At 69.0% G+C, this 12,728-nt stretch carries 11 protein-coding genes; 2 read left to right on the top strand and 9 right to left on the bottom strand.

The genetic code is table 11. From position 1 onward, the window contains the following. Window positions 1–64 precede the first annotated feature (64 nt). Window positions 65–532, bottom strand: coding sequence for a hypothetical protein (locus ACOJUJ_RS29750; protein ID WP_420130561.1), 468 nt, complete (start codon window positions 530–532; stop codon window positions 65–67). 432 nt (window positions 533–964) lie between these two features. On the opposite strand from ACOJUJ_RS29750, the gene ACOJUJ_RS29745 reads away from it, so the two are divergent. Both ACOJUJ_RS29745 and ACOJUJ_RS29740 read left to right on the top strand, forming a co-directional pair. Next, window positions 965–1,318: a mannan-binding lectin gene (locus ACOJUJ_RS29745; protein ID WP_420130560.1), complete on the top strand. Its 354-nt coding sequence runs from the start codon at window positions 965–967 to the stop codon at window positions 1,316–1,318. A gap of 302 nt (window positions 1,319–1,620) precedes the next feature. After that, window positions 1,621–2,913, top strand: coding sequence for a mannan-binding lectin (locus tag ACOJUJ_RS29740; protein WP_420130559.1), 1,293 nt, complete (start codon window positions 1,621–1,623; stop codon window positions 2,911–2,913). Window positions 2,914–3,099: 186 nt separating this feature from the next. Here the strand turns inward: ACOJUJ_RS29740 and ACOJUJ_RS29735 are convergent, their stop codons facing one another. The 8 genes from ACOJUJ_RS29735 to ACOJUJ_RS29700 form a co-directional block, all read right to left on the bottom strand. Then, complete coding sequence (locus ACOJUJ_RS29735) at window positions 3,100–4,173, bottom strand: CgeB family protein (protein ID WP_420130558.1); 1,074 nt, start codon at window positions 4,171–4,173, stop codon at window positions 3,100–3,102. After that, window positions 4,170–5,252, bottom strand: coding sequence for a CgeB family protein (locus ACOJUJ_RS29730; protein WP_420130557.1), 1,083 nt, complete (start codon window positions 5,250–5,252; stop codon window positions 4,170–4,172). The genes ACOJUJ_RS29735 and ACOJUJ_RS29730 overlap by 4 nt, the downstream gene beginning before the upstream one ends. Further along, window positions 5,243–6,439: a CgeB family protein gene (locus ACOJUJ_RS29725; protein WP_420130556.1), complete on the bottom strand. Its 1,197-nt coding sequence runs from the start codon at window positions 6,437–6,439 to the stop codon at window positions 5,243–5,245. The genes ACOJUJ_RS29730 and ACOJUJ_RS29725 overlap by 10 nt, the downstream gene beginning before the upstream one ends. Before the next feature lie 535 nt (window positions 6,440–6,974). After that, on the bottom strand, window positions 6,975–8,084 hold the full coding sequence (locus ACOJUJ_RS29720) for a glycosyltransferase family 4 protein (RefSeq protein ID WP_420130555.1): 1,110 nt from the start codon (window positions 8,082–8,084) through the stop codon (window positions 6,975–6,977). After that, on the bottom strand, window positions 8,081–9,034 hold the full coding sequence (locus ACOJUJ_RS29715; RefSeq protein ID WP_420130608.1) for a Gfo/Idh/MocA family protein: 954 nt from the start codon (window positions 9,032–9,034) through the stop codon (window positions 8,081–8,083). The genes ACOJUJ_RS29720 and ACOJUJ_RS29715 overlap by 4 nt, the downstream gene beginning before the upstream one ends. 499 nt (window positions 9,035–9,533) lie before the next feature. After that, a complete protein-coding gene (locus tag ACOJUJ_RS29710) occupies window positions 9,534–10,523 on the bottom strand; it encodes an MDR/zinc-dependent alcohol dehydrogenase-like family protein (protein WP_420130554.1) in 990 nt (329 codons plus the stop codon). Window positions 10,524–10,781: 258 nt separating this feature from the next. Beyond that, on the bottom strand, window positions 10,782–12,023 hold the full coding sequence (locus ACOJUJ_RS29705; protein WP_420130553.1) for a tyrosine-type recombinase/integrase: 1,242 nt from the start codon (window positions 12,021–12,023) through the stop codon (window positions 10,782–10,784). Window positions 12,024–12,207: 184 nt separating this feature from the next. Then, complete coding sequence (locus ACOJUJ_RS29700; protein WP_420130552.1) at window positions 12,208–12,543, bottom strand: hypothetical protein; 336 nt, start codon at window positions 12,541–12,543, stop codon at window positions 12,208–12,210. Between the last annotated feature and the right edge of the window lie 185 nt (window positions 12,544–12,728).

The raw sequence follows: 12,728 nt of genomic DNA, 5'->3' as shown, positions 1-12,728 counted from the left end.
GAAGGGAGGGACGGTGGGAGGAGAGGGAGCGCACACCGGGTGCGCACGCTCCCGCCGGGCCGCTTCAGACGTCGAAGGCGGCGATGATCTGCTGCACCGTCTGCGGATACGCCGAGTACAGCCCTTCGTTGGGCTGGTGCTCCGACGCGTCGTTCGCCGAGACGAACGCGGAGAACGCGGCGACGTTGCTCTGGACGGGGGTGACGGCCGCGCCGCCCACCACGAACTGCAGCAGCGCGTTGAACACGTCGCCGATCTGCGCCACGAAGTCGCCGATGTACGCCTGGAAGCTGCCGTCGTACTCCGTGATCACCGCCAGCACCAGCTCGTTGGACGCCGGGGCGCCGGGGGCAAGGTTGGGCTGAAGATTGGGGACGGACCGGTCCAGCAGCAGAAAGCGGGCGTAGTGCACCGTGCCGATGGAGGTGAGCGCACTGTTGATCTCGGCGTTGTACTTCGCCAGCGCGGCGCCGATCGCCAGGGGGCTGGTGCCGGGGATGATGGGCATCAGGAGGGTGAGCGGATTGGCCATTCTGGGGGTTCTCCGAATCGGAAAGATGGGTGAGTCAAAACCTGCGGGAGAGGACCGGGCGTGAGGATCTCGTGCTCCGGAATCCGGTAACAGAGTACAATGGAAGAGGTGCGTTAGTCAATCCTTTCACGACGTTACATCGAAACATTACATCTGCTCGCCAGTGTGCACTCTCCCCGCACAAAACCCTGCCCGAAAGAAGCAACTGCCTGCAGCCGGCCCGCACCCGCAAACGCATACCAGAAAAGCACTTGCACGCACCGCAACATTGTGGCGCCGTTGCCGGGCGGCGTGTGGAACGGGCCATGCCTTGAATGGGGCCGTCACAGTCGGAGGCGGGGAGCTTTCCCCGCCACGCGTGACACCCACCCGCACAATGAGGTGCGGATGGACGGGCGAAGGCCCAAAACATCATGCAAGGAGTTCGGAACCATGAGCAGCTCATTCACGGTGAGCATCCCCGCGGGCCCGATCTGGAGCAACGACGACGCCCAGACCAAGGCGCCGATCGTCGCCGCGGCCCACGGCGGCAAGTGGAACGGCCAGTGGCGGACGGTGGTCGATTCGGTGATGAGCACCGTCGACGTGGAGTTCCCGGCGCCCGCCAACGGCAGCGGCGGCGTCACGTTTACCATGGACGTGCCGGCGGGGCCGATCTGGAACAACGAGGATGCCCAGACCAAGGGCCCCATCGTGGCGGCCAGCTACAACGGCACGTGGAACGGCCAGTGGACGACCACCGTCGAGGGCGCGATGAGCGTCATCGGCGTCACCTTCCACTGGTGACACCGCCACCCGCGTAACGCCCTGGGCAAGCCCTCCAGCACGACAGGAGAAAGGCCGCCCGGCGGAAAGCGGATCGGGTGCACGTGCCGGGCGCGGTGCCCGGCACGTGCACCCACGGCGCGGCGCGAGCACCGGGGTGTGAACCCGGTTGCATGCAGGCGAGAGGGGTGCCGGGTACGGGATGCGCCCGGGGCCCACCTGCGCCCCCCTCGACAGCCCAATCGCGGCTTGTCGTCACACCGTATCCCCTCCTCGGATAATATCCCGGAATCCCGGAATCCTGGAAAGGATGATCCCCGATCATGAGCACTCGCGTCGGACTTTATGGAACGGGGCTCTTCAACGAGACGAACCCCTCGCCTTCCTATGCGGAGCAGATCACCCAGCTCACGAAGGGAGGCTTTACCACCGTCCTTCTGTGGTCGATCCACGTTCAGGCGAACGGCGATTTCTACTACAACGACACCCCCATGGTGAGCGGAGGCAAGCTGCAGCTCGGCTCCGACTTCGCCGACAACGTAAACGCCCTGGTGTCGGGCGGCGTCAGCGAGATCCTGCTGTCGGTGGGCGCATGGGGAACGGCGAGCGACTTCGTGAACCTGCAGGCAACGTGGGACACGGCAGGCGCAAAGAACCTGCAAGCCCTCTGCGCCGCCTTCCCCGTCACCGCCGTCGACTTTGATTACGAGCCACAGGCGCAGTACGACCCGACGGGGAAGCTGATCAAGCCGGCGTATACGCCCGCGGAGGCAGCGATGATCATCGACCTCACGATGAAGGTGAGCAGCCTGGGCGTGGGCGTCACCTACTCCCCGTACGAGAACATTCCGTTCTGGACGTACTGCCTCCAGCAGTTGTACCAGCTGAACGGCAACGTGCAGCCCGTGCAGTGGCTCAACCTGCAGTGCTACGCCGGCGGCGCGGGCAACGACCCCCTCGACTGGATCACCGCCGTAAACCTCGCGGACGCGGGCATCGCCGACTCCGGCGCCTTTGTGGTGCCCGGCTACTGGGTCACCGGCGGGGAGGGCACCACGTGCCCTTCGGACCTCCAGAGCACCTTCCAGGGGCTCAGCGGGAGCGGCATCACCGGCGGCTTTCTGTGGAACAGCGGCGACCTGTTTCAGTACGAGAGCGCGAACAGCCCGTCGTGCGGGGGCGCCACGTACCCGGTGGACTACGCGAACGCGATCGTGAACGGCCTGGGCGGGCAGAGCCCTTCGGCGAGCCCGTCCGCAAGCACGAGCAACACGTTCGCCGTGAGCATTCCCGCGGGCCCGATCGAGAGCAACGATGACGCGCAGACCAAGGCGCCGATCGTCGCCGCGGCTCACGGCGGCACGTGGAACGGCCAGTGGAGTACGGCGGTCAGCTCGGTGATGAGCACCGTCGGCGTCGAGTTCCCGGCACCCGCCAGCGGCAGCGGCGGCGTCAGCTTTACGATGGACGTGCCGGCGGGGCCGATCTGGAGCAACGACGACGCCCAGACCAAGGGCCCGGTTGTCGCGGCAAGCTACAACGGCACGTGGAACGGCCAGTGGGCGCCGATCGTCGCGGGCAAGATGAGCGTCATCGGCGTCACCTTCAACTGGTGACGCCACCCGCGGCGCAACGCGCTGAGCACGCACTCCGACGCGCGCCGGTAGAACGGCCGCGCGAGGAGGCGGATCGCGCAACACGTGCGAACGAAGGAGCCCGCCGGCTGGTCCGGCGGGCTCCCTCTGTCCGTTCTACCTCGCGATCCAGGTGGCGGCCACGAGGCCGTTTGCGCCACCGCGAAATCAGACCGACGCCTCGGCCCCCACCAGCGCCTCCAGCTCCTCCGCGCGGTGCGCGGCGGTGTGCTCGGCCAGGATCCGCGCGCGCGCGGCAAGGCCGATCATCCGCCGGTCGTCGTCGTGGGTGGTGCGGAGGATGTCGATGACCTGCTCGGTGCTCTCCGGAAGCAGGATCTCCACGCCGGGGGTGAAGAAGTGGTCGATGCCCGGCCAGCGGTCGCTGATCATGGCGGCGCCGCAGGCGGCCGCCTCGAACAGGCGCACGCTGGGCGACCAGCCGGCCTGCACCATGTCGGCGCGGGTGGCGTTGAGCTGCCAGCGGGCGCTGCTGTAGAAAGCGGCGTGCAGCGACGGCGGCAGGTGCGGGTTCAGCAGCACGTTGGCCGGCCAGCGGATGTCGTCCGGGTACTGCGGGCCGGCCACGTAGAACCTGCGCTCCGGCATCCGCCGCGCCGGCTCTACCAGGAACCGCTCCAGCACCGGCTGCCGGTCGGGCGCGTACGTCCCCATGTACGCCAGGTCGCTCACCAGCAGCGGATCGACGTCCGTGGGGTGATAGCGATCCGTATCCACCGAGCAGTACAGCGGCCGGGCCTCGCGCGCGCCCAGCTCCCCCTCCAGCACCTGGTGCAGAAACGGTCCGCCGGTGAACGACAGGTAGCGCGTGAACAGCGGCACCTGGTCGCGCCGCAGGTACTCCGCCCCGCCGCTCCGCAGCGCCGCCACCGTCACCGGCGTGTCGATGTCGTAAAAGAAGAGCGGGTCCACGCCGGCTTCGGCCAGGTCGTCGATCACCCGCGGCCCGTCCTTGACGTAGGAGCCGACGAGGATGGCGTCCGCCTCCTTTGCCTCGGCGATGGCCTGGGCGGATACGGCGGCCCAGTCGTCGTAGAGCTTGAGGGTAACGTAGCCGGGGTGCTTGAGGTCGCGGTTGCCGCTGTACCAGGGCGCGTCCCACTCGTAGAACACGATCTCGTGCCCCCGCGCGGCAAAGGCGCGCAGCAGTGCGCGGTAGGTGGTCGCGTGGCCGTTCCCCCAGCTGGAGGAGAGGGTCAGGCCGAAGACGACGAGCTTCATGCGGCCTCCACGGGCGCGGCGCGCAGCACGGCATCCATCTGCCGCGCGCGCCGGGTGTAGGTGTGGTCCGCCAGCGCGCGCGCCCGCCCCGCCCGCCCGATGCGCCGCGCCCGCTCGTCATCCACCGAACGCACCAGCTGCGCCACCTCCTCCGCGCTGGCGGCGACCAGGATCTCCTCGCCGGGCGCGAAGAAATCTTCGATCCCCTGCCACGCGTCCGTCACCTGGCAGCTGGCCGCGCCCGCCGCCTCGAACATGCGTGTGGCCGGGCTCCACCCGTTCTGCACCATGCTGTCTCGGTGGATGTTGAGCACCAGCCGCGCGCTCGCGTTCACCGCGTTGTGGCGGCCGGTGGGGACGTGGCCAAGATACGTGACGTTCGCCGGCATGTCCGTCTTCCATCCCCACCCCTCACCGCCGAGCAGGAACCTGTGCTCGGGGCAAAGCGCGGCGGCGCGGAAAAAGAACTCTTCCACCCGCGCCTCGCGGTCCGGCAGGCGGTTGCCCATGAAGAGGATGTCGTACTCCACGGCAACGCCCTCCGTGGGCCGGTGCTCGTCCGGATCGAGCGCGTTGTAGATGGGCGTGCACGCCCGGGCGCCCCAGCGCTCGTACTCCTGCACCACCGGCGGACCGCCGCCGTAGGTGAACACCTGGTCGTAGCGGGGGATGTGCATGCGGAACGGGTCCGCCGGGTCCGCGGCGATGCGGCCGAGCGTCGCGGGGGCGTCCACGTCCAGAAACGCCGTCATCGCCCGCCCGCCGGAGCGCTCGGCGACCGCCTCTTCAAGCTCGGCGTCCCACACGCCCACGCCGCTGCACTTGATCACCCAGTCGCTTTCCGCGAACGCCTGCTCGATCAGCGCGTCGCGCTCCGCCTCCGTCGTGTAGACGATGACGCGCGCGTATGCCGGATCCGTCGCCAGGTCGCGGTTCTTCTGCCGGTCGTACGCGTCCGGCTCGCAAAAGGTGACGGTGTGGCCAAGGCCGTGCAGCGCGCGGATGAGTCCGCGGTAGTACGTGGCGGCGCCGTTCCAGTACGACGAAACGAGCGACGAGCCAAAGAACGTCAGGTGCATGCCGCCTCCGTGGAGCGTGAATCCGTCTGCGTTTGCAGGCTATTTCCTATTCCCTGTTCGCTATTCCCTTCTGTTCCACCCGCCGCGCCGACGCTTCCGAGCTCTTCGACGATTCCAAGCAGCTGCTCCGCCCGATGCCCGCACGTATGCCGCGCCAGGATGGTTTCCAGTCCGCGCGCCGCCTGCTCCGCCCGCGCGTCGTCGTCCGTGGCCAGGCGGTGCAGCGCCAGCCACATGGCCTCGGGCGAATCCACCGACACGTAGTCCCCGGGGCGGAACAGGTTCTCCGAATCCAGCCACGGCGCGCTGACCAGCGGAATGCCGCACGCCAGCGCCTCGAACACGCGGATGGTGGGGATGCCCCGCAGCGCCTGCACGTACGCGCGCCGCGGCACGTGCAGCGTCACCCGGCTGCGCGCGAAGGCGGCGGGCACGTGGACGGACGGTGCCCAGCCGCGGAACTCCACGCCCGCCTCGGCCAGCTCCGCCAGCGCGTACTCCGGGTAGCGGACGCCGTGCGCCACGAACGACAGCTCGGGATACCGCCGCGCGGCGCCCAGCCAGTAGTCGCGCAGCTCCTGCGTGCGCTCCTCGTCGCCCCAGTTGCCGATCCAGATGACGTCGGTCGACTTCGGCAGGTCGAGCGGCCGGAAGCGTTCCACGTCCGCGGCCTCGTGAAACGTCCACGCGCGCCGCACCCCGAAGCGATCCAGGTACACGTCGCGCAGCACGTCGCCGAACGCCAGCACGCCGTCGTACGCCCGCAGGTCAAAGCGGGCGATGGACTCGGGGTCGCTCACCGGGCGGTGGTGCGTGTCGTGGAAGAGCGGGATGCCGCCGGCCGCGCGCACCAGCGGCGGCAGCGCGTTCACCACCCGCGGATCGTTCCACTCGTGCACCAGCACCACGTCCGCGCCCGCGACAGCCCGCGCCAGGTCGTCGTTCAGCGACGGGGACGCGGGATCGTAGTCGCGGACGTCGATCTCCGGATACGCGCGGGCAAAGTCGACGATGGGGGCCACGCCATGGTCGCGCAGCAGGTTCTCCACGGACCAGGCGCCGCGCGGCTCGTAGCTCACTACGCCGTGCCCCATCCGCGTCAGCGCGCTCATCAGCCCGCGGACAAAGTGCGCGTTGCCGTGGTTCCAGTCGCTGACGGCGCTGTGGATGAAGAAGACGAACTTCATCGCGCCCCTCCTTCCTCGCACGACCGCACGTCAACTACTGGAGATTCGCGGCTCGGCGACATGCATCGTGCCGGCGGCGCGCCCCCTCCGGGCTCGTAAACCTCGCCCACCTCCCCCCAAAAACCCTGGGGGAAGTTGGGTACGGGGCGATTCAGTCGGTTACGCGAACCCGCCGGGTCCAGGAGCGAACGGATTCGCCGCTGGAAAGGCACGAAGTCCGCCTGCGCGGACTGTGGCCGCGAGACAGGGACGCTGCGAAACGCCACGAGTGGCAGCGAGTAGATTTCTCGGTCGCGCGCGGGCGATCGCGTGACAGAGGGTGCAGCGCGGCGCTCCCTCGAAATGAAAGTTCGGGGCGCGGCTATGGCGTTCGATGCGCAGGGTCGTCCCCTGGTAGCGGACGCGCAGGTGTGTGGAGTGCCGCACGCGGCCGGGCCGCCGAGTCCGCGAGGGCGGACTTTGCGATTGTCCAGCGGCGAATTCATTCGCTCCCGCGGGCCGGGGGCACGTTGCCCGTTCGGAGCCGACGCCGGGCTCATGCGACCGCCTCGGTGCGGGGGGCGGGGCGGACGTGGGTGCGGATCATCTGCTGGTACAGGTCGATGTATTCGGATGCCATGCGCCTGGCCGTGTAGCGGCGGGCGGCGCGGGTGGCGGCGGCGCGGGCCAGGCGCTGGCGGCGCGCGTCGTCGTTGCAGACGCGGCGGATGGCCTGCGCCAGCGCCAGCGCGTCGCCGCTGGGAAAGAACTCGGCGCAGCCGTCCCACAGCTCGCGAAAGGTGCCGATGTCGCTCAGCACCAGCGCGCACCCGTGCAGCGCCGCCTCCAGCGGCGCCAGGCCGAACGGCTCGTAGCGGCTGGGCGCCACGTACACGGAGGCGCGGCGCATCCACTCGTCCACCTGCGCGCGCTCCACCCGCCCGTGCGCCGTGACGTTCCGCACGCTGAACGTTTCCCCGTGCGGCGCCGTCGCCTCGCCGATCACGTGGATCTCCGGCGCCTCGTCCCCCAGCAGCCGCGCGGCCTCGTCCAGCAGGTCCACGCCCTTGCCGCGGTCCCACAGCCGCCCGACGCTCAGCACGATGCCGCCCTCGCGCGGCCGCGGCGCCTCGTCCCCGAAGTGGATGCCGTTGTGGATGACGCGCGTGATCTCCACGCCGTAGTACCGCATCGCCAGCGCGCCCTGGTAGGCGGTGGGGGTGACGACGGCGTCGGCCGCGCGCAGGCCGGCGCGCAGCCAGCCGGCGTAGGTGCCCCACTCGTCCATCGGCGCCTCGACGCCGTTTACGTGTGGCCACCAGCTGACGACGTCGCTGTGCACCGCCACCAGCACCGGCGCGGCAAAATCGTGCACCGCGTAGGCGATCTGGTTCAGGTGCACCACGTCGGGGCTCCACACGTCGGCCAGGCCGCGCAGCCACTCGCCCGCGGCGCGTACGTCCTCGGCGGCATCCTGCATCCACTCCAGCTTGTACGCGCGCCACACCACCTGCACGCCCGCCGGCAGCGCCGCCAGCCGCTCGTCGCGCGGCTCGCCGATCACGGCGACCAGCACCTCGTGCCCCGCCGCGTCCAGCTCGCGCGCCAGGGTGACTGTGTGGTCCCACACCCCGCCAACGGTGTCGGTGGTGAGGAGTACTTTCATCGGCCGTAGATGCGGTCCAGGACGGCGGCCACGTCCACCAGCCGCTCGGCGGCGGGGTCGAAGCGGGCGCCCTCGCTCAGCCGGCGCGCCCAGTCCACGGCGGCGCGCCCACCCCACTCGTCCGGCGGCGTAGACAGCGTCTCGCGGCTGGTACCGTGGTACGCCTCCGCGGTAAAGTCGTAGAACGAGCCGTTGACGTTCCGGAGCGCCGCACCGCCGCCGGTTCCGTAGAACGACGCCCCGATCACCGCGTCCTGCCCCGCGCTGACCTTCCACGAGCAGGCGAGATCCACGGCGGTGCCGTCAGCCAGGTCCACGCGGGCCGTCGCGTAGTCCTCGCAGCGATCCGCGCCCGCCAGCACCTCGCCGCCCGCGAACAGGCGCGAGGTCACGTTCTCCACGCCAGGAAAGTCCAGCGCCCACAGCGCCAGGTCCACCAGGTGGACACCCAGGTCCATCACGCACCCGCCGCCGCTGAGCGCGGGATCGTAGAACCACGGCTTGTCGGGCCCGTACGCGTTGTGAAAGACCAGATCGACCGCGTACACCTTCCCCAGTTCGCCGCGGGCGATGCGCTCGCGGATGGCGCGCATCCCCTCGGTGAAGCGATACGACAGGTCCACGGCCAGCAGGCGGTCCGCGGCGCGCGCGGCATCCACCACCTGGCGCACCTCGCCGGCCGTGCGGCCCAGCGGCTTCTGGCAGAAGACGGCGGTGCCGGCCTGCAGCGCGCGGACGGACTGCTCGGCGTGCATGGCGCTGGGCGTGGCGATGACAATGCCGTCCAGCCCCATCGCCAGCAGCCCGTCCAGCCCGTCGGCCACCTGCGCGTCCGGCGCCGTCTCGCGCGCGGCACCAATCATCTCCGCCGACGTGTCCGCCACCGCCGCGATGCGCCCGAAGCCGGAGTTCGCGATGGCCTCCATGCGGTGGCGGCCGATCCAGCCCACGCCAAGGAAGCCGAGTGCGGGAGTGCGGGAGTGCGGGAGTGCGGAAGTGGGCTCCGCCTCTGGAGACTGTGATTCTGCCTGGATCAGGACGTCGGTCACGAGATGCTCGTTCCTGGTAAACGTGACGGTGCTTCTACAATGCTGCGCGTGCTGCGCCCGTGGGCGGAGACTGAGGCATTTCGACATGCCTCGAACTGCGCCCGACAGTATGCCCCTCCCCCGGCCCCTCCCCGCTCGTTCCTCGCGGAGAGGGGAGAATTCGATCCCGCTACGGAAGCCGCGGCTCGCATTCAACCTCCCCCGGCAGTTTCGGGGAAGGTGGGCCGGTGGTGCCGGCCCGGAGGGGGCCTGCGCGAAGCCGTCTGAAAGGCCCTCAAGCCTGCCCCACCCCAACCTCCCCCAGTCTTTTTTGGGGGAGGTGCGAGCCTGAGCGAGCGGAGGGGGCGCCGCGGGTCGCACCACACTCGCCCTCACCTCCCGCCCCACTTCCGCACTTCCCTCAGTCCATCCGCACCAGCGCCTTGAGGAACCCGTCCGGCCGGTCGCGGGTGTCGTTGAGCGCCTGGTCCAGCTGATCCAGCGGATACGTGTGCGTGTACAGCGGCGTGGGATCCAGCCGGCCGCTGGCGACGGCATCCACCGCCATGCGGATCCCTTCGATGTAGACCTCGGGGTCGCGCTCGTGGGCGTTGATCACGTCCAGGCCGCGCCAGTTCCACATCTGCATGTTTACCTGGCGCGGGCCGTCCTGGTGGTAGCCCGCGATGATCAGGCGGCCCCGCTCCTTGGTGATCTCCGCGGCCAGGTCCAGCGGCCACTGCTTGCCCACCGCCTCGATCACCCGGTCCGCCAGCACGCCGCCGGTAAGCTCCTTCACCTTTTCGATGATGGCCCAGTGGTCGTCCATGGCGATGGTCTCGTCCGCGCCCATCTGCCGCGCCACGTCCAGAGAAAACGGGCGGCGGCTGATGGCGATCACCCGCGCGCCGGCATCCTTCGCGAGCCGCGTGAGCAGCGCGCCCAGAAAGCCGATGCCGACGATGGCCACCGTCTGCCCCGCCTGGATGTCGCTGCGGCGAAAGATGTTCATCGCGCACCCCAGCGGCTCGCCGGGGAATGGCTGGCCGTCCAGCGACGCCGGCAGCTTTACCGTGGCCGATGCGTCCGCCAGGTCGTACTCCGCGTAAGCACTGTACGACAGCGCCGCCACGCGGTCGCCCACGGCGAACCCGTCTACGCCCTCGCCCAGCGCGTCCACCACGCCCCACCCCTCGTGCCCCAGCGCGCCGGGGTCGGTGGGGTACTTCATCCACTCCGCGCCGCCCCACGGCGTAAGGTTGCTGGCGCAGACGCCGCATCCTTCCAGTCGGATGCGCACCTGCCCCGGCCCGGGCTCGGGGAGCGCGACTTCATCCAGCGAAATCTCACCGGGCGCCGCCAGCCGCGCCGCCCGCATGGTAGAAACAGCCGTCAGTGTATCGACAGTCATCCGAGAGCAGTGCCCAGGTTCAAGTACCAAGGTTCACGAGCCGACGCGAACGAAGGTTCAGCGCGCGGAACTGGCCGCGGCGCGCCCCCTCCGCTCGCCAAGGCTCGCACCTCCCCCAAAACCCCTGGGGGTTGTTGAACCGGGCGGGCCGCGCAAGCGCCGTTGCACTCGCTAAGTCCTTTCCAGTTTGCCACTTAGGGCGTTTCCCCGTCCAGCCTCGGAAAGCGAGGGTGTCAACAACTGGTGTCAAAGGCCCTTTTAGGCCCTTCTGCGTTCCTTGCGGAGCGTTTCCATCGCCTCCACAAGCACCTCGTACGGCACTTGGTCGTACACTTCTTTCAACACTTCGTAGCTCGTTCCGGTCAACCGCTCCTGTACCTTGGGCGCGAAGTCGCGGAACCCGTCCGTGCGGATGCCAGCCCGCTTGTAAGCGTGGAACCCTAGCCGATCCTCGTTGATGCCTGCGGCCTTCTTGGCCTCCTGCATCCAGTTGTTGAGCACGGCCCGCGAGACGGGCTTGGACGGGTCGTGCTCGGACGGGATCAGCCACGGCGACAGGACGGAAGGGGTAGGCACTGCTTGGATGGCCTCCAGCGCTTCCGGCGTGAGCGGGCTAACAAGATCACGCTCCGTCTTGTCAAATTCGGCGGGCCAGTTGATCCGGCCGCGCGCGAAGTCCACGTCCTGCTTGCGAAGCTGCCGCACGGAGTTCATGCGGTGCAGCGTCTCCCGACAAAGTACGGCCACCAGCGCAAAGCGCCAGTTGGGAGAGTGCCGCATCAGCGCGGCGTGCTGCTCGTCGCCCATTCCGGGGCGGCGGGGGTCCTTCTCCTTGGGCATGACCATCTTTTGCGCCCTGCGGCGTTCCCAGCGCCACGGATTGCGAGCAAGGAAGTACGGCGCGTCCTCGTCTGCGCCGCTGGCCCAATTGAGCACCGAGACAAGGAATTTCAGATCGCCGCGAACCTGACTGGCCCGGCAGCGCCGGTTCCATCCGGTGATCTTCCCGTCTCTGCGCGCCGCAACGAAGCCGTTCCAATCGGCCTTGTCCAGCGTGCTGGGGTGGCGCTCCGGCCCGCGCTCCTTCTCTCCGGCCTTGGCCCTGTCTTGGAAGTAGGCCAGAAAAACGCGTTCGCTGCGGGCGTCCTGTAGCCGCTTGCTCTCCTTCTTGGTGGGCGTGACCTCCTTCAAGTAACGGGCGATGAGCTGCCGCAGCGACGTAACGCGGGCGGTGGTCGATCCGGTGAGCAGTTCGGCGGCCTTGGCCTTGGCGGCTGCCTCGGCCTTGTCGCGGTCCCTGTGGCCCAAGCTGACGCGCGGCTTGGTCTTGACGGGCTTCCCCGTCTCGGGATCGCGCACGGGCTGTCCTTGCTCGTCCAGGGCGGTCTCGAACCATTCCAGCATGATGATTCCGCCTTTGGCCTTCTCGTACGCACGGCACCAGTTTTCGCCGCGCTCGCCTGCGTTGTAGCTCCAGCACTGATTTTTGATGCGCGCCATGGGGAAACTCGCTTTCTCCGTTTCGACGCGCACACGCAACCTACACCCCTAATCTAGCGCAATGGGGTGCAATAGTCAAGGGTGTTATTGCGTGTGCTTGCGTCTATTGCAAAGGGAAAAACCACCACAAACAAGGTTCTTCCCTTCGTTTTCTCCCGTGGGTTTTCTTTGCCGGTATTGCATGCTATTGCACTCCGGCGGTCGGTAGCTGGAGCCGCACGGCGCCCGGCTTCCGGGGCAGATCGGCGGCGCGGAACAGAGGGCGCGCCTCGGTGCCGTAGTTGGTGAGCGTGCGCGCCACCAGCATGCGCCGCAGGTGGCCGCGCGTGTATCCGGAGAGGGCGACGGCGGCGGCCATGTCCACCAGCTCGGGCACGTCCACGGCGCCGCCGCTGGCGGATACATCCGCCTCCAGTTCTTCGGCCAGGCGCTCCATGAGGGCGGCGGCGCGCCGCGCGCCCCGGCGCCGCAGGACTGCGGCGTCCTCACGCCAAAGCTTGATGCGGTCTTGGATGGTCATGGCGCCACACTCCACGCATGCACCAGCCGGGCACCTTCCCGGCCGTCCGCACTTACTCGGCAACGGTGGAGGGACGTTCTACGGGCTGCGCGCGGCGCCCAGCCGGAGCGCGCCGTAGCCGCGCCCCGGCACCGATCACACCCGCCGCCCCAAAACGTGGGGGTGTGGGGGCCACTCCCCCCCAC

The sequence above is a fragment of the Longimicrobium sp. genome (genome assembly GCF_048594345.1).
In the GTDB taxonomy this organism is placed as follows: Bacteria; Gemmatimonadota; Gemmatimonadetes; order Longimicrobiales; family Longimicrobiaceae; genus Longimicrobium.
Note: the sequence above shows the minus strand (reverse complement) of the source record. Positions and strands in the feature narration are given on the sequence as shown.

Coding starts and splice junctions, on each gene's coding strand:
- ACOJUJ_RS29705 (WP_420130553.1), bottom strand. CDS start 12,023: ATGGCGCGCATCAAAAATCAGTGCTGGAGCTACAACGCAGGCGAGCGC.
- ACOJUJ_RS29730 (WP_420130557.1), bottom strand. CDS start 5,252: ATGCACCTGACGTTCTTTGGCTCGTCGCTCGTTTCGTCGTACTGGAAC.
- ACOJUJ_RS29750 (WP_420130561.1), bottom strand. CDS start 532: ATGGCCAATCCGCTCACCCTCCTGATGCCCATCATCCCCGGCACCAGC.
- ACOJUJ_RS29720 (WP_420130555.1), bottom strand. CDS start 8,084: ATGAAAGTACTCCTCACCACCGACACCGTTGGCGGGGTGTGGGACCAC.
- ACOJUJ_RS29740 (WP_420130559.1), top strand. CDS start 1,621: ATGAGCACTCGCGTCGGACTTTATGGAACGGGGCTCTTCAACGAGACG.
- ACOJUJ_RS29735 (WP_420130558.1), bottom strand. CDS start 4,173: ATGAAGCTCGTCGTCTTCGGCCTGACCCTCTCCTCCAGCTGGGGGAAC.
- ACOJUJ_RS29700 (WP_420130552.1), bottom strand. CDS start 12,543: ATGACCATCCAAGACCGCATCAAGCTTTGGCGTGAGGACGCCGCAGTC.
- ACOJUJ_RS29725 (WP_420130556.1), bottom strand. CDS start 6,439: ATGAAGTTCGTCTTCTTCATCCACAGCGCCGTCAGCGACTGGAACCAC.
- ACOJUJ_RS29745 (WP_420130560.1), top strand. CDS start 965: ATGAGCAGCTCATTCACGGTGAGCATCCCCGCGGGCCCGATCTGGAGC.
- ACOJUJ_RS29710 (WP_420130554.1), bottom strand. CDS start 10,523: ATGACTGTCGATACACTGACGGCTGTTTCTACCATGCGGGCGGCGCGG.